Source organism: Streptomyces sp. RLA123, assembly GCF_056270165.1.
This window is the reverse complement of sequence record NZ_JBWDOR010000003.1, coordinates 4,986,049-5,001,466: the sequence shown is the minus strand read 5'-3', so window position 1 is coordinate 5,001,466 and position 15,418 is coordinate 4,986,049. Positions and strand designations below refer to the sequence as shown.

Sequence of the window (15,418 nt, the reverse complement as noted above, 5' to 3'; positions counted from 1 at the left end):
CCGCCCGGCGCGTTCGGCTCACCCGGATTTCGGCCGGAGCCGTGCCGCCACGGCGACGCCCGCGAGGCTGAGCACGGACATGGGCAGGAAGACGGCGGCGAAGGCTCCCGTCGCACCGCCCAGGGCGGCGAACGTGGTGCCGGCGGCGGCGACGAGCACGACGCTGGACAGGGCGTCGGAGACCTGGAGCGCGGCGGAGTTGGCGCCGGCCTCGGAGGGAGGCGAGAGCTTGAAGAGGATGACGCTCAGGGAGGAGATCACCAGGCCGGCTCCCAGGCCGCCCACGGCCCACGCGGCGGCCGCGCTCCAGACCGGGGCTGCGTCGACCAGCGGGAGGGCGACACCGGCGATGGCGGAGGCCATGAGGAACATGCCGATGACGGCCATACGGTCCCGGTACGGTTCGAGGCGGGGGCGGCCTTGGATCCAGGAGCCGATGCCCCAGGTGATGCCGCCGGACGCGAGGGAGAGCCCGGCGAGGGTCGGCGACAGGTGCCGCTGTGTGACCAGCATGAGCGGCACGAAGGTCTCGGCGCCGAGGAAGGTGCCCGAGGCGACGCCGCGCAGCAGGACCACCGACGGCAGCCCGCGCCCCGCGCGGAACGTGCCGCGCGGCAGCAGTCTCAATGCCGCCGGGACGATGAGGGCCGCGCCGGCCGCCGCGAGGACCAGGGACAGCGGCCGCAGGTCCTGCCCGGCGTACTGCAGAAGGCCGGCGCCCGCAGAGACGGCCAGGGCGAGCCGGATGCGGCGGCCGTCGGGGGCGCGGCGGTCGTCCGGAGGCGGCTGGACGGGCATCCGGCGCATCGCGGGCAGGCCGATGAGCAGCGGGGGCACGATCAGGACCGGGATGGAGAGGAAGACCCAGCGCCAGCCGAACTGCTCGGTGACCGTGCCCGCCACGAGCGGGCCGACGATGGAGGGCACCACCCAGGACGCGGCGAAGCCGGCCATGACGGCGGGCCGCAGCCGTTCGGGATAGGCCAGGCCCACGACGACGTACAGGGCGACGATGACGAGCCCGCCGCCGATCCCCTGCACGGCGCGGCCGAGGACGAACACCCACATCGACTGCGCGGTACCGGAGATCAGCAGGCCGGCGGCGAACGCGCCGATGCCGGTGACGAGCGGCGCGAGCGGGCCGCTGCGGTCCGACCACTGGCCGCTGACGACCATCGCGAACAAAGAGGTGGTGAAGAAGCCGGAGAAGGCGAAGGCGTACAGCGGCAACCCGTCGAGTTCGCGCGCGGCGACCGGCATGGCCGTACCGACGGCCGTGGCCTCGAAGGCGATGAGCAGAACGACCGAGACCATGGCGAGGGTCAGCGCGCGGTAGCGGCTGCCCAGGATGGTGTCGGTGCCGGTGTCCGGCTCAACGAGGAGGGATATGTCTTGATTGCCGGGAATCGGCTCGGCTTCGGCGGTCGTCACCTCGACAGGGTAAGGGGCGTAGACGCGTCTTGCCCCTGGCGTCCATCAACGCCGGAGTCGGCCTTTCGGCCTAGGACCGGAGATGGCCGGCGCCGGGCCGGGAAGGCGTACGCCATGCCGCACTGCACTTCGTACGACGGAACCGAGATCGCCTACCGCGACCAGGGCGAGGGCCCGGTGCTCCTCGCGCTCGCCGGCGGGCCCGGCCGCGACGCCGCGTACCTGGGCGACCTCGCCGGGCTGGACACCGTCAGACGCCTCGTCGTCCCGGACAGCCGCGGCACCGGGGACACCGCGCCGGCCGCCGACCCCCTGGCGTACTCCTTCCCGCGGCTCGCCCAGGACGTGGAGGCGCTGCGCCGCCACCTCGGTCTGGAGCGATTCGCCCTGCTCGCTCACGACGCCGCCGCGGCGACCGCGCAGGCGTACGCCGCCGAGTACGCGGACCGGCTGACCCACCTGATCCTGGTCACGCCCGGCTCACGACTGCAGGGCGTCCTCCCCGAGGACGCCCGCGCGATCTTCGAGGGCCGGGCCGGCGAGCCCTGGTGGCCCGAGGCGGTCGCGGCGCTGGGCGAGTTGGAGAGCGCCGACGACCTCGGCCGGGTCCGCGCACTCCTCCTGCAGGTCGCCCCCATGGCGTACGGCCGCTGGGACGCCCCCCAGCGCGCCCACGCCGCCGCCGAGGGCACCCAGACCCACCCGGTCCCCCGCGCCGGCTTCTGGCAGGGCGTCGACGAGCAGGCCCGGCAGGCCCTCCTCGCCCGGCTGCGCGAGGTGACCTGCCCGGTCCTCGTCCTCACCGGTGACCGCGACGCGGTCACCGGCATGCACGCCGGCGAGCTCGTCGCGGACTCCTTTCCGCACGCCCGCCTGCGGCCCCTGCACACCGTCGGCCACTACCCCTGGGTCGACGAACCCGCGCTGTTCCGCCCGGTGGTGGAGGAGTTCCTCGCAGGCGGGACAGCTCCCGGCCCCTCATGAACGGCGTATGGCAGTCCTGTTGCGGCCCCGCCCCATCCGTTGACCCACCCCGGGCGGGGCCGCCTATGGTCGCAGTACGTCAACGACGCCCGGCCGTGTGCCCGAGTGGTTCAGGGGCTCGACTGCAAATCGAGTTACGTGGGTTCGATTCCCGCCACGGCCTCCACCGCCTTGACCAGGCAGGCAATGGGGGCGGCACCTCGGAAGAGGTGCCGCCCCCCTTGTTCGTCCGTCTCAGTTTCCGTCTCAGTTGGCCGGTACGAGCACGCCGGCTGCACCGTCGTCGCCGTCATCCGGCCCGTCCATCACGGGCCTCCAGATCGGGCCGTCTGACAGCGGGCGGCCATGGCCGCTGTCGACCATCCCATGAGACCCATGCCGGCACGTTCGGGCACCCCGAGAATGCGCAGAACCTCCACCCATCGCTCAGCCGCCTTCCGTTCCGCGTCCTGCGCCTCTCGGTGGGTGCGCAGCAAGTCGACAAGCCGGCCCTCACTTTCGTGGGCCGCCGGCCACTCGGCGGACTGGGTTTCCCCCACCCGGGAGGCATCCGGAGGGTCTTCCTTTGCCACTGTTGAACTCGTGGCCTTTAAACCGCTCACCCTTGCACTCCTGCGAGTGACAGACTCCTCCTTGATCATGGGGCATATGGCCCCGCGACCTGGGGGGAAGGTACGACTGTGCGCGGGACGAAGTGGGCTGCTGTGGCGCTAGCGGTCATCGCGCTGGGAGCCGCGGGCTGCGGCACAGGCGACGCCGGCACCGGGGCGGCTGGTGCTCCGGTGTCGCCCCGGCCCAAGGGCACCGGACCGCTCACGAAGCAGGTCGTGCGGACGGACCTCGACACCTCGGCGGCGGACGCGGAAGTGCCGCCGAGCGAACCGGAATTCCGGCATGAACGAGGACGCTCCGGCGGGCACGCCGCAATCGTGCGGCCTCGGTTTCAAGACCTTCGGCAAAGAGACCACCACGATCGCCGTCGACCGCTACGACGCGGTGGTGCGCGAACTGCGCGAGCGTGACTGGCAGCAGGAACAAGGAGCCGGTGAAGCGCAAGGACAGATCCGGCGGGATCTACGACATCCGCGTGATCCTCAAGCAACGCGGCTGGACCATGGCGGCGGAGTACAAGGCCGACCCGTACGGCGTGGTCACCCTGCTGGCATACGACGACGCGTGCATGAAGAAGATCGGTGCAAGCGTGCGTCTGATCGACTGACCACAACGTCTCACCGAGCGGCGAACTCCTGCGCCCCACCCAGGCGCGTCTACGCGGCGCAGCGGTGCGCGGGAAAGGCAATCACCGTAGCGCCGCCCTTTGTCGGCGCGGACCCGACGCCGCCCTCGCGGACAGAGCGTGTTCAAGCCGATCTGCCCGACGGCGCCCTCCCTCCGGGGCAGGCGGACCGCCATGTCGTCGCGAGCCGGTAGACGGCGTTCTCGGTGCCCGCCGAGGACACCGGCTCGATCGGCAGGCGCGCCCATCGCGGGAACCGCCGGCCGGTGAGCAGCCGCCGCACCAGCGCGGCGCCGGTCCGTGTCTGGTTGTCGTCGGCGGGGCGGCGCGGGGTTTTCCCCGCCGCACGCGGTCAGGTCACGCCTGGGGGCGGACCACCGCGTGCTGGGGGCGGATCGGCAGGCGGCTGACCGGGCGGCCGGTGGCGGCGCGGACGGCGGAGGCGACGGCGGCCGGGGAGACGACGACGGGGACGGCGCTGGCGGCCTTGGCGCCGAACGGGGCCAGGACGTCGCGCTCCTCGACGAGGCTGACGATGCGCACCGCGGGGGCGTCGAGGGCCGTGGGCAGGGTGTAGCCCGTGAGGTTGGGCCGCTTGACGATGCCGCGCGGGGCGCGCAGGTCCTCCATGAGGGCCATGCCGACGCCCTGGGTGACGCCTGCCTCGATGCGGGCCCGCAGCTGTGCGGGGTTGAGGACCCGGCCGACGTCCTGCGCGACGGCCATCTCCACGACGCGGACCGCGCCGAGTTCGATGTCGACGTCGACCACCGCGCGCACGGCGCAGAACGCGAGGCCCACGAACGCGTCGCCCTGGCCGGTCTCGTCGAGCTGGTCGGTGGGGTGCGGACGGCACTGCGCGGTGGCCCACAGCTCCTTGCCGGCCAGCTCCTCCTCGACGGTGGTGGAGAGCACGCCGTCGTAACTGGTGATCTTGCCGTCAGCGATGGACAGCAGTTCGGCGGACATGCCGAACTTCCCTGCGAGCGGCTGGAGAAGCTGGGTGCGCACCATCTTGGCGGCGCGTTCGACGGCGCCGCCGGAGACCCAGGTGTGGCGCCCGCGCGCGGCGGCGCCCGCCGGGGGCTGGTCGGTGTCGGAGGGCAGGACGCGGACGTCCTCGATACCGAGGACCTCCTGCACGATCTGCCGGGCGAGGGTGGCGAAGCCCTGGCCGGTGTCGACGGCGGCGCAGATGACGGTGGCGGCGCCGTCGTGGACGCGCACCGTGGCGGTGGAGACCTCGTCGGTGCCCTCGGCGCCGAGCATGTGCACCATGCCGAGCGCGTAGCCCACGCCGCGGCGCACCGCGCCCGGTTCGCCGGCGCCCTCCAGGCCGCCGGGGAGCAGCCATTCGGACTCGTCGTCGTCGACCGGCAGCGGCGGCAGGTCGGCGTCACGCACGGCCTTCAGCAGCTCGCCGACGGGCGCCGGGCAGGTGACGGACTGCCCGGTGGGCAGCAGGTCGCCGGTGGCCATGACGTTGCGCATGCGGATCTCGGCCGGGTCCAGGCCGAGTTTGGCGGCGAGCTTGTCCATCTGGCCCTCGTAGGCCGCGCAGACCTGCATCGCGCCCTCGCCCCGTACGTGGCCCGAGGGCGGATTGTTGGTGCGCACCGCCCAGCCCTCGACGAAGACGTGCGGGACGACGTAGGGGCCGGCGGCGAAGGCCACGGCGGCGGCCAGGGCGTCGGAGGAGGTGTCGGCGTACGCGCCCGCGTCCAGCAGCACCTGGGCCTCGACCTTGACCAGCCGGCCCTCTGCGTCGGCGTGGTGGCGGTAGCGCAGCAGCGTGGGGTGGCGGTGGCTGTGGCTGAGGAAGGACTCCTCGCGGGTGGCCACGAACTTCACCGGGCAGCCGGTCTTCAGCGCGAGCAGCCCGAGCGGGATCTGCACGCCGGAGTCCTCGCGGTCGCCCATCGCGCCGGGCACGCCGGTGACGACGACCTTGACGCGGTCCTGCTCCAGGCCGAAGCAGGCGGCGGCCAGGTCGCGGTCGGTGTGCGGGTCGGTGGAGGCCACGTACAGCTCGACGCCGCCGTCGGGGCGGGGCACGGCGAGGCCGGCCTCGGCGCCGATCGGGGCCGGGTCCTGGCGGCCCACCCGGTACAGGCCCTCGACGATGACCTCGCCGACCGCGTCCGGGTCGCCGAACTGCAGCGGGATGTGCCGGATCAGGTTGCCGTCGGGGTGCAGCGGGGGCGCCGAGAAGGCCCGTTCGGGGTCGATGACGGGTTCCAGCACCTCGTACTCGACCTGGATGGCGGCGGCGGCCAGCCGGGCGGTGTCGGGGTGGTCGGCGGCCACGGCGGCGATGGCCTCGCCGTGGTGCCGGACGGTGTCCTTGGCGAAGACCGGGCGGTCGGCGACGCGGCGGCCGTGCATGGCGTCGCCGGGCACGTCCTCGTGGGTCACCACGGCGCGCACGCCGGGCATCGCGACGGCCTCGGCGGTGTCGATGGCGACGATGCGCGCGTGCGGGTGCGGGGAGCGCAGCACGGCGGCCCACAGCAGGCCCTCGGCCCACAGGTCGGCGGCGTACGGGTAGGTGCCCTGGGTCTTGGCGGTCGCGTCGGCGGCGGCCAGGGACGCGCCGATGCCGTGGGGGTGCGCGTCGGCGGGCGGCGTCTCGGCGGCGGCCGCCGAGGTGCCCATGGCCGGAGTGGCCGTCGCGGCGTCGGGGCCCGTCATCGCGCGTACCTTTCGCTGCCGCGAGGGGTGGGGGGGTGCGGGGTGCGGTGGCTGTGCGGGGTCACGCCGGGCCTCCGGTGGAGGGGCGCGGGTGCGGGACGCGGACGGCCTCCGCGGCCGGTTCGCCGTCGGCGCCGTCGGCCGCCTCCGCGACCTCCTCGCGCTCCGCGACGACCGTGCGGACGGCCTCCAGGATGCCCTGGTAGCCGCTGCAGCGGCAGAGGTTGCCGCTGATGGCCTGCCGGGTCTCCAGCTCGCTGGGGTGGTGGTTGCCCTCCAGCAGGTCGTGCACGGTCATCGCCATGCCCGGGATGCAGAAGCCGCACTGCACGGCCCCGCACTCGGCGAGCGCCCGCTGCACGTCCGAGGGCCGGCCGTCGGCGGACAGCCCCTCGACCGTGCGGACGTCGGAGCCCGCGGCGGTCGCGGCGGGCACCAGGCAGGAGGCGACGAGCCGGCCGTCGACCTTGACCGAGCAGGCACCGCACTCGCCCTGCTCGCAGCCGTCCTTGGCGCCGGCCAGCCCCAGCCGCTCGCGCAGGACGTAGAGCAGGGACTCGCCGAGCCACGCGTCGGTGACAGGGCGGTCGGCGCCGTTGACGTTGAGGACGTAGGAGGCCTGCGGGTGTTCGCTGTGCGGGTCCTCCGGCTCGTCGGCTCCGGGCTCCTCGGTTCCGGCCTCGTCGCCGGCGGCGTCCGTGCCGGGGTCCCCGGGACCGTCGTGGGGCGCCGGCAGCGGCTCGGCGGCCGCGGGCGGGGTGGGCGCGGTGTCCGGCAGCCGGTACTCACCGGACTCCTCCGCGGTGCCGTCCGGGGCGATCGGCAGCTTCCACTGGCCGGTGGCGTCGGGCGGCAGCGACCAGCCCTCGGAGCGCGGCGCGACAGGCGGTGTCTGCGGGGCGGCACCGGCCGCCCAGGGGGCGTGCTCGGGCGGGGCCGCGAAGGCCCCCACCGAGTACTCGCCCGAGTCGCCCGAACCACCGGTGTCACTCAGGTCACCCATGTGTTCGGGCTGTCCGTCGCGCACGACGGGGATGGCCCAGGTGGTCGCCGGATCCTCACCCGGCGCCGGGCCGGCCGGTCCCGGGGTACCGACGGTGACCGGGATGCCGGCGGGGCCCTGCGGGGGCTGCGGGGCGTAGCCGTGGCCGGGGGCGGCGAGCGGATCGGCGCCCGGCTCGGTCATGGACAGCTGGGCGGCGAACGAGACGTGCATGGTCTGGTCGGCGTCGTACTCGCCGTGGGGCACGGGCTGCCACACCCCGTGACCGGGGGCGAATCCCCCGTCCTCCGGACTGGGAGTCCCCAAGGGGGGCTGGTCGCTCATACGCCCGTCCGATGTCCTGTCGTCGTACACGTCGTCGCTCATGCCAGTGCCCTCCCCAGCGCACGGCGGGCCAGTGCGGCCACCGTACGCCGCAGCTGGAGGGCCGCGGCGGGCAGTTCGGGGGCCGGGGTGCCGTCGGGGGCGGGCAGCGGGTCGGGGATGCAGGCGGCTGCGGCGTACTCCCCGAAGGCCGTGAGGGCCTCGGGTGCCAGCGTCCGCTCGCCGTCCCAGTCGATCAGCCCGGCGACCCAGCGTTCGGCCTCGAGCGGCCGCAGCGGCACCGGTGCGACAGCTCCCACCGCGCAGCGTACGCCCCGGCGGGCCGGGTCGAGAACGACGGCCACGGACGCGATCGCGCGGCCCGGCCCGGTACGGCCGGTGGCCTTGAGGAAGGTCTGCGGCGCGTGCAGCAGCGGGACCCGCACGTACGCCAGGAGCTCCCCGGGACGCAGCGGGTCCAGGCCGGTGAGCAGGTGGCTGACGGGCAGTTCACGGTTGCCCCCGGGCCCGGCGACGACGACCGAGGCCTCCAGGGCGGCCAGCACGGGCAGCGAGTCGCCGGCGGGTGCGGCGCCGGCGATGTTGCCGCCGAGCGTGCCGGCGTTGCGGATCTGCGGGGGGCCGGCGGCGCGCGCGGCGGCGGCCAGGGCGGGGATGAGCGCGGCGAAGTCCGGGCGGCCCATCCGGGCGTGGGTGAGGCCGGCGCCGAGGAGTGCGGCGCCGTCCGCGTACTGCCATCCGCGGATCTCGCTGATCCGCCCGAGGCCGACGAGTCCCGCGGGGCGCAGCAGCCCGGCGTTCACGGCCGCCATGAGGTCGGTGCCTCCGGCGACGGGCACGGCGGCGGGCGCGGCGGCCAAGGCCGCCACGGCCTCGTCGAGCGAGGACGGCAACGCGACATTGCGCATTGCCTGCCGTGCGTACGTGCTCACGCAGCTGCCCCTTCCCCGGCTGTCCGCGGCGCGGTAGCCGTACGGTACGTGCTGACAGCCCGGACGTGGCAACTCTGGCACATCTTCCGGGGTGATCAACGCGAGGGTCGCAAAGGATAGCCCGCCCTCCGGATGGGCATCAGTCCGCTTTGCACCGTTCGTCATCTCACAGGTGAAATAGCACCCTTCACAAGTCTTGCGATGTTTGACCAATCCACCCTGCCAGCCCCGGGCTTGCCGGGGCCGCGGGTTGTGGCCCGGCTCACACGATCGGGGGCGGTCCCTCGATCGGACGTCCGACGACTCCGGGCCGCCGCTGCCACGGCAGCGGGCCGCCCGGCGGCCGGTATTCGACCCCCAGTGCGTCAAGTCGCCCGTAGTGGGTGGCCATTCGCGCGACAAAGCCCTCGACGTCCCGTTCGGCGGGCGCGGGCAACGGGCTCCACACGGTCTCGGCGAACGCGGCCAGCCGCGGGAACGCCATGTAGTCCACCGCCCGCACGGAGTCCATCGTCTCGGTCCAGATGTTGGCCTGCGCGCCGATGACGTGCGCGGCCTCGCGCGGGCTCAGGTTGTCCGGCACCGGCTCGAACCGGTAGACGTCCTCCAGGGTCCGCACGTGCGCGATCGGCACCGGCTCGTCGTCGCCGGGGGCCTGCCGCCAGTCCAGGTAGACCTGTGACTCCGGGCACATCACGACGTCATGACCCGCCCGCGCGGCCGCGATCCCGCCCTCGTAGCCCCGCCAGGAGGACACCGCCGCGCCCGGCGTGAGGCCGTACTCCGTCGTCTCGTCCCCGGGCGCCCGCTCCCCCTTCCGGCGCTCCTCGCCACCTTCCAGGATCTCGTCCCAGCCGATGAGGCGCCGGCCGCGGTCGGCCAGCCAGCGGTCGAAGTGCCGGACGAACCAGCTCTGCAGCTCGTCCTCGTCACGCAGCCCGAGCTCCTTGATCCGGGCCTGGACGATCGCCGAGGCCTTCCACTGGTCCTTGGGGCACTCGTCGCCGCCGATGTGCACGAAGGTCGACGGGAAGAGCGCCAGGACCTCGGCCAGCACGTCCTCGTAGAAGCGCAGGGTGCTCTCGACCGGGGCCAGGACGTTCGGGTTGATGCCCCAACCGGTCAGCACCGGCAGGGCGGTGGTGTCGACCACGTCGGTGACGCCGAGTTCGGGGCAGGCGGCGATGGCCGCCTGCGAGTGCCCGGGGATGTCGATCTCGGGGACGACGGTGACATGCCGTTCGGCGGCGTACGCGACGATCTCGCGGATGTCGTCGTGGGTGTAGTAGCCGCCGTGCGGGCGCTCGTCCCACAGCGGCGACTCGCGCAGGCCCACCTTGGTGCGGGTGCGCCAGGCGCCGACCTCGGTGAGCCGCGGGTGGCGGCGGATCTCCACCCGCCAGCCCTGGTCGTCGGTCAGATGCAGGTGCAGGACGTTGAGTTTGTGCGCCGCGAGCAGGTCGACGTAGCGCAGGACGACGTCCTTGGGCATGAAGTGCCGCGCGACGTCCAGCAGCACCCCGCGCCACGCGAAGCGGGGGGCGTCGGCGATGTCGCAGTACGGCAGGCGCCAGGAGCGGCCCGCCAGCGGTGCCCGGCGGTAGGCCTCGGGCCCCAGCAGCTGACGCAGCGTCTGCGCGCCCCAGAACAGCCCCGCGGCCCCTCCGCCGTCGATGCGGACACCCTGCCCGGGGGCCACCGACAGCCGGTAGCCCTCGGCCCCGAGCTCCGCGGCGGCCTCGCGGTCCAGGCTCAGCGTGATCGATCCGTCGCCCCCGCCGTCACCGGGCAGCAGCGCGAAGCCGGTCGCCGCGCCGAGGGCCGACCGCAGCCAGCGGGCGGTCCGCCCGGCCCCGGGGCCGGCGGACAGCGAGGTGCCGGGACGCAGCTCGAAGTGACCGATGTCGGCGTGCCGGTGCGCCTCCGCGGGCGCCGGGATGAGATCCATGGCGCCCATCCTGCCGGGCGGGGCGAGATTGGCATAGACCATTCACGCCATCTTGGCGCCCGCGCCGCCCGCCGTACCGGGCGCGGGCAACGCGAAAGGTGCGGCCGCACCGTTCCGGCGGCCGCACCCGTCCGGGCCCGCGGCGGCTACTTCTTGCCGCTCTTGTCCTTGTCCCCGCCGCCGCCACCGGCGGGCATGGACTCGAAGATCTCCTTGCACATGGGGCAGACCGGGTACTTCTTCGGGTCGCGGCCGGGCACCCAGACCTTGCCGCACAGCGCGACCACCGGCGATCCGGAGAGCGCGCTCTCCATGATCTTGTCCTTCTGCACATAGTGCGCGAAGCGCTCGTGGTCGCCATCGCCGTTCGACACCTGCGGGGTCGGCTCGACGAGGGTGCCGGTGCCCGCCCCGCGCTCGGGCTCAAGAGTGCTCATGGCACGCAAGCCTAATTGAGAGACGGATCGTCCGGGTACGTGGCGACCATCGCGAGTTCGCTGCGCTGCCGCCGCAGCACCGAACGCCACAGCTGCTCGGGATCGGGCGAGAACACGTCCCCGGGCTCGGACTCCACCACGTACCAGGCGCCCTCGCCGAGTTCGTCCTCCAGCTGGCCGGGCCCCCATCCGGCGTACCCGGCGAAGATCCGCAGCGAGCCCAGCTCGGCGGCCAGCAGCTCGGGCGGCGCCTCCAGGTCCACCAGGCCGATCGCGCCGAACACCCGGCGCCAGCCCAGCGGCTCCCCGTCCTCGCCGTCCCTGGGCTCCCCGGGGACGACCGCCAGGCCGAGCGCGGAGTCCAGGGAGACCGGGCCGCCCTGGAAGACCACCTGCGGGGAGCCGGCGAGATTCGCCCACGGCTCGAGGACGTCACCGACACCGACCGGTGTGGGACGGTTGAGGACGACACCCAGGGAGCCCTCCTCGTCGTGATCGAGGAGCAGCACCACCGCCCGGTCGAAATTCGGGTCCGCGAGGGCGGGCGTCGCGACAAGGAGCCTGCCGGTGAGCGATGACACTTCGGTCATGGCCAACATAATCCCGCATTACTCATCCGCGCGGGGTGGCAATGCGGCGCTTCAGGTACTCCTGAGGCTCCCGGGACAGCCGTTCCGGCAACCCACGGCCACCGCACGACCGCGCAGGGTGCTGTAGCGAAGCCATTACATGAGTGGGACCTCACAGCCCTGACCGCGGGCATGGAAGGCCGATTACCATTTCTCTCCGGTGCCTGCGGGGACCCCGCCTCATTTCTGCCCCTCTCCAGGAACGCGAGAGCAATGACCGGCCTTAACGATGTACTGCTCGTCCACGGCGGCACCCCGCTGGAGGGTGAAATCCATGTGCGCGGCGCGAAGAACCTCGTGCCCAAGGCCATGGTGGCCGCCCTGCTCGGCAGCGAGCCGAGCCGGCTGCGCAATGTGCCCTCCATCCGCGACGTGCGCGTGGTGCGGCGCCTGCTCCAACTGCACGGCGTGACGGTGCAGGAGGGCGAGGAGTCCGGCGAGCTGGTGCTCGACCCGTCGAAGGTCGAGAGCGCGAACGTCGCCGACATCGACGCGCACGCGGGCTCCTCGCGCATCCCGATCCTCTTCTGCGGCCCGCTGCTGCACCGTCTGGGGCATGCGTTCATCCCCGGCCTGGGCGGCTGCGACATCGGCGGCCGGCCGATCGACTTCCACTTCGACGTGCTGCGCAAGTTCGGCGCGGTCATCGAGAAGCGCCCCGAGGGCCAGTACCTGGAGGCCCCGCAGCGGCTGCGCGGCTGCAAGATCGAGCTCCCGTACCCGTCGGTCGGCGCGACCGAGCAGGTGCTGCTGACGGCCGTCCTGGCCGAGGGTGTCACCGAGCTGGGCAACGCCGCGATCGAGCCGGAGATCGAGGACCTCATCTGCGTCCTGCAGAAGATGGGCGCCATCATCACGATGGGCACCAACCGCAGCATCCACATCACCGGCGTGGACAAGCTCGGCGGCTACAACCACCGCGCCCTGCCGGACCGCCTGGAGGCCGCCTCCTGGGCCTGCGCGGCCCTGGCCACCGAGGGAAACATCTACGTCCGCGGCTCCAGCCAGCGCGAGATGATGACCTTCCTGAACGTCTTCCGCAAGGTCGGCGGCGCCTTCGAGGTCGACGACGACGGGATCCGCTTCTGGCACCCCGGCGGCCCGCTGAACGCCATCGCGCTGGAGACCGACGTCCACCCCGGCTTCCAGACCGACTGGCAGCAGCCGCTGGTCGTGGCGCTGACGCAGGCCTCGGGCCTGTCCATCGTCCACGAGACGGTCTACGAGTCCCGGCTCGGCTTCACCTCGGCACTGAACCAGATGGGTGCCCACATCCAGCTCTACCGCGAATGCCTGGGCGGCACCCCCTGCCGCTTCGGCCAGCGCAACTTCCTGCACTCCGCGGTCGTCAGCGGCCCCACGAAGCTCCAGGGCTCCGACCTGGTCATCCCGGACCTGCGCGGCGGCTTCTCGTACCTGATCGCCGCCCTGGCGGCGCAGGGCACCTCGCGGGTGCACGGCATCGACCTGATCAACCGCGGCTACGAGAACTTCATGGAGAAGCTCGAGAAGCTCGGCGCCAAGGTCGAGCTGCCCGCCGCGAGCTGACCTGCGGGGCCGTGGCGGCCCCGCAGGCCCTCCTGGGTCCCTCCGGGCCCCAGCGGCCGGCCGGGGTCCCAGCGGGCTCCAGGTGTGCGAAAGGGCGGCCTCCCCAGCCGGGAGGTCGCCCTTTCGCACACCTGGGGCCTTACTTGCCCTTGGCGGCTTCCTTGAGCTTCGAGCCCGCGGAGACCTTGACGCTGTAGCCGGCCGGGATCTGGATCGGGTCCCCGGTCTGCGGGTTGCGCGCGGTACGAGCGGCACGGTGGCTGCGCTCGAAGGTCAGGAAGCCGGGAATGGTGACCTTCTCGTCGCCCTTGGCGACGATCTCGCCGACGACCTCGGCGAACGCGGCCAGAACGGCGTCGGCGTCCTTGCGGGTCACCTCGGCGCGCTCGGACAGCGCGGCCACCAGCTCACTGCGGTTCATCTAGTTCTCCTTGCATGGAATCCCCCAACGTCGACCGTCGGGGAAGGCGCATTGAAGTCGCGTTGGCGCTTCTGCGGTGCGGCCCTCACCGCCCAGGTACGCATCCTGCCCCCATTTCTGGGGGAAACGCCAATCCGGCACCCGGGAGAGTCACACAAAAAGCGTCTCTCATACGGCCCGATGACGCTGCGTCGTCAGGAGGTCGCGGTGAGGCCCTGCGCCTTGGCCGCCTCGCGGACGGCACCCGCGACGGCCCCGGCGACCTTGTCGTTGAAGACGCTCGGAATGATGTAGTTCGGGTTGAGTTCGTCCTCGGTGACCACGCCCGCGAGGGCCGTGGCCGCCGCGAGCATCATCTCGGTGTTCACCGTCCGGCTCTGCGCGTCCAGCAGGCCGCGGAAGACGCCGGGGAAGACCAGGACGTTGTTGATCTGATTGGGGAAGTCGCTGCGGCCCGTGGCGACCACCGCGGCGGTCTCCCGGGCCAGGCCCGGGTCGACCTCGGGGTCGGGGTTGGCCAGCGCGAAGACGACCGCGTCCTCGGCCATCGCCGCCACGTCCTCGCCGCCGAGGACGTTGGGGGCCGACACGCCGATGAAGACGTCGGCGCCGCGCACGGCCTCCTTGAGCGTCCCCGTGATCTCCTCGGGGTTGGTGTTGTCGGCGATCCAGCGCAGCGCGGACTCCGGGCCCGCGCCGACCAGGTCCTCGCGGCCGCTGTGCACGACGCCGTGGATGTCGGCGGCCACCGCGTGCTTCACACCGGCCGCCAGCAGCAGCTTGAGGATGGCGGTGCCCGCGGCGCCCGCGCCGGACATCACGACCCGTACGTCGCCGATCTGCTTGCCGACCACGCGCAGCGCGTTCGTCAGCGCGGCGAGGACCACGATGGCGGTGCCGTGCTGGTCGTCGTGGAAGACCGGGATGTCCAGGGCCTCGCGCAGTCGCGCCTCGATCTCGAAGCAGCGCGGCGCGGAGATGTCCTCCAGGTTGATGCCGGCGAAGCCGGGGGCGATCGCCTTGACGATCTCCACGATGGCGTCCGTGTCCTGGGTGTCCAGGCACAGCGGCCACGCGTCGATGCCGGCGAAGCGCTTGAAGAGGGCCGCCTTGCCCTCCATGACCGGCAGGGCGGCCTTGGGGCCGATGTTGCCCAGGCCCAGCACCGCGGAGCCGTCGGTGACCACGGCGACGCTGTTGCGCTTGATGGTCAGGCGGCGAGCGTCCTCGGGGTTGGCCGCGATCGCCATGCAGACCCGCGCCACGCCGGGCGTGTAGATCATGGACAGGTCGTCGCGGTTGCGGATGGGGTGCTTGGACGCCATCTCGATCTTGCCGCCGAGGTGCATCAGGAACGTACGGTCGGACACCTTGCCGATCGCCACGCCCTCGATCTCGCGCAGCTTCGCCACGATCTCGTCCGCGTGCGCGGTGGACGTGGCGGCGATCGTCACGTCGATGCGCAGTTTCTCGTGACCCGACGCGGTGACGTCCAGGCCGTGGACAGCGCCGCCAGAAGCTTCGACGGCCGTGGTGAGCTGGCTGACCGCGGATCCGCTCGCGGGCACCTCCAGCCGCACCGTGATTGAGTACGAGACGCTCGGCGCCGTTGCCATGGCCGCTGTTCCTCTTCCGCTGTCGCTTGCTGTGCGCCCTCGATGCTGCCACCTACCGGCGGGTATGGGTAAACCGGGGGGCCCTTACCGCAGAACGCCGGATCAACGGCGGAGCCGTGGGACGCATGCGTGCTCAGTGTTCGCCGGGCCGCCGCGACGCCGTCATATCGAATGCCGCGTACGGAATGACAATCGCGGATCGTTTGTTAGATTGGAC

General features: G+C 72.8%; 12 protein-coding genes, 1 tRNA gene and 1 pseudogene. 4 read left to right on the top strand and 10 right to left on the bottom strand.

The features are described 5' to 3' along the window. Positions 1–18: 18 nt before the first annotated feature. Positions 19–1,431, bottom strand: coding sequence for an MFS transporter (locus RV983_RS22710; protein ID WP_475987579.1), 1,413 nt, complete (start codon positions 1,429–1,431; stop codon positions 19–21). 114 nt (positions 1,432–1,545) lie between these two features. On the opposite strand from RV983_RS22710, the gene RV983_RS22705 reads away from it, so the two are divergent. Together RV983_RS22705 and RV983_RS22700 are read left to right on the top strand one after the other, a co-directional pair. Beyond that, complete coding sequence (locus tag RV983_RS22705; RefSeq protein WP_475987578.1) at positions 1,546–2,415, top strand: alpha/beta fold hydrolase; 870 nt, start codon at positions 1,546–1,548, stop codon at positions 2,413–2,415. A gap of 91 nt (positions 2,416–2,506) precedes the next feature. Further along, positions 2,507–2,581: transfer RNA gene (locus RV983_RS22700), tRNA-Cys, on the top strand. A gap of 163 nt (positions 2,582–2,744) precedes the next feature. Here the strand turns inward: RV983_RS22700 and RV983_RS22695 are convergent. Beyond that, a pseudogene (locus tag RV983_RS22695) lies at positions 2,745–2,903 on the bottom strand (site-specific integrase); the annotation flags it as partial. 530 nt (positions 2,904–3,433) lie between these two features. Here RV983_RS22695 and RV983_RS22690 point away from each other — a divergent pair. Continuing rightward, positions 3,434–3,634, top strand: coding sequence for a hypothetical protein (locus RV983_RS22690; protein WP_475987577.1), 201 nt, complete (start codon positions 3,434–3,436; stop codon positions 3,632–3,634). A gap of 375 nt (positions 3,635–4,009) precedes the next feature. On the opposite strand, the gene RV983_RS22685 is transcribed toward RV983_RS22690, so the two are convergent. The 6 genes from RV983_RS22685 to RV983_RS22660 all read right to left on the bottom strand — a co-directional run bounded on the left by RV983_RS22685 (position 4,010) and on the right by RV983_RS22660 (position 11,577). Then, complete coding sequence (locus RV983_RS22685) at positions 4,010–6,343, bottom strand: xanthine dehydrogenase family protein molybdopterin-binding subunit (RefSeq protein ID WP_475987576.1); 2,334 nt, start codon at positions 6,341–6,343, stop codon at positions 4,010–4,012. A gap of 61 nt (positions 6,344–6,404) precedes the next feature. Then, on the bottom strand, positions 6,405–7,712 hold the full coding sequence (locus RV983_RS22680) for a (2Fe-2S)-binding protein (protein ID WP_475987575.1): 1,308 nt from the start codon (positions 7,710–7,712) through the stop codon (positions 6,405–6,407). After that, a complete protein-coding gene (locus RV983_RS22675) occupies positions 7,709–8,602 on the bottom strand; it encodes an FAD binding domain-containing protein (protein ID WP_475987574.1) in 894 nt (297 codons plus the stop codon). Before RV983_RS22675 ends, RV983_RS22680 begins: the two co-directional genes overlap by 4 nt. Before the next feature lie 262 nt (positions 8,603–8,864). Continuing rightward, complete coding sequence (locus tag RV983_RS22670) at positions 8,865–10,550, bottom strand: beta-N-acetylhexosaminidase (protein WP_475987573.1); 1,686 nt, start codon at positions 10,548–10,550, stop codon at positions 8,865–8,867. 146 nt (positions 10,551–10,696) lie between these two features. Continuing rightward, the gene (locus RV983_RS22665) at positions 10,697–10,987 is read right to left on the bottom strand and encodes a DUF3039 domain-containing protein (RefSeq protein WP_475987572.1); all 291 of its coding nucleotides are present in this window, start codon (positions 10,985–10,987) and stop codon (positions 10,697–10,699) included. 11 nt (positions 10,988–10,998) lie between these two features. Then, the gene (locus tag RV983_RS22660) at positions 10,999–11,577 is read right to left on the bottom strand and encodes a YqgE/AlgH family protein (protein ID WP_475987571.1); all 579 of its coding nucleotides are present in this window, start codon (positions 11,575–11,577) and stop codon (positions 10,999–11,001) included. Between the two features lie 252 nt (positions 11,578–11,829). Between RV983_RS22660 and murA the strand changes: the two genes are divergently transcribed. Beyond that, positions 11,830–13,164: a UDP-N-acetylglucosamine 1-carboxyvinyltransferase gene (gene murA / locus RV983_RS22655; protein ID WP_475987570.1), complete on the top strand. Its 1,335-nt coding sequence runs from the start codon at positions 11,830–11,832 to the stop codon at positions 13,162–13,164. A gap of 139 nt (positions 13,165–13,303) precedes the next feature. Here murA and RV983_RS22650 read toward each other — a convergent pair whose 3' ends face one another. Both RV983_RS22650 and RV983_RS22645 read right to left on the bottom strand, forming a co-directional pair. Further along, complete coding sequence (locus RV983_RS22650) at positions 13,304–13,585, bottom strand: HU family DNA-binding protein (protein ID WP_018564081.1); 282 nt, start codon at positions 13,583–13,585, stop codon at positions 13,304–13,306. A 194-nt stretch (positions 13,586–13,779) separates the two neighbouring features. Further along, the gene (locus RV983_RS22645) at positions 13,780–15,201 is read right to left on the bottom strand and encodes an NAD-dependent malic enzyme (protein ID WP_475987569.1); all 1,422 of its coding nucleotides are present in this window, start codon (positions 15,199–15,201) and stop codon (positions 13,780–13,782) included. Positions 15,202–15,418: the final 217 nt, after the last annotated feature.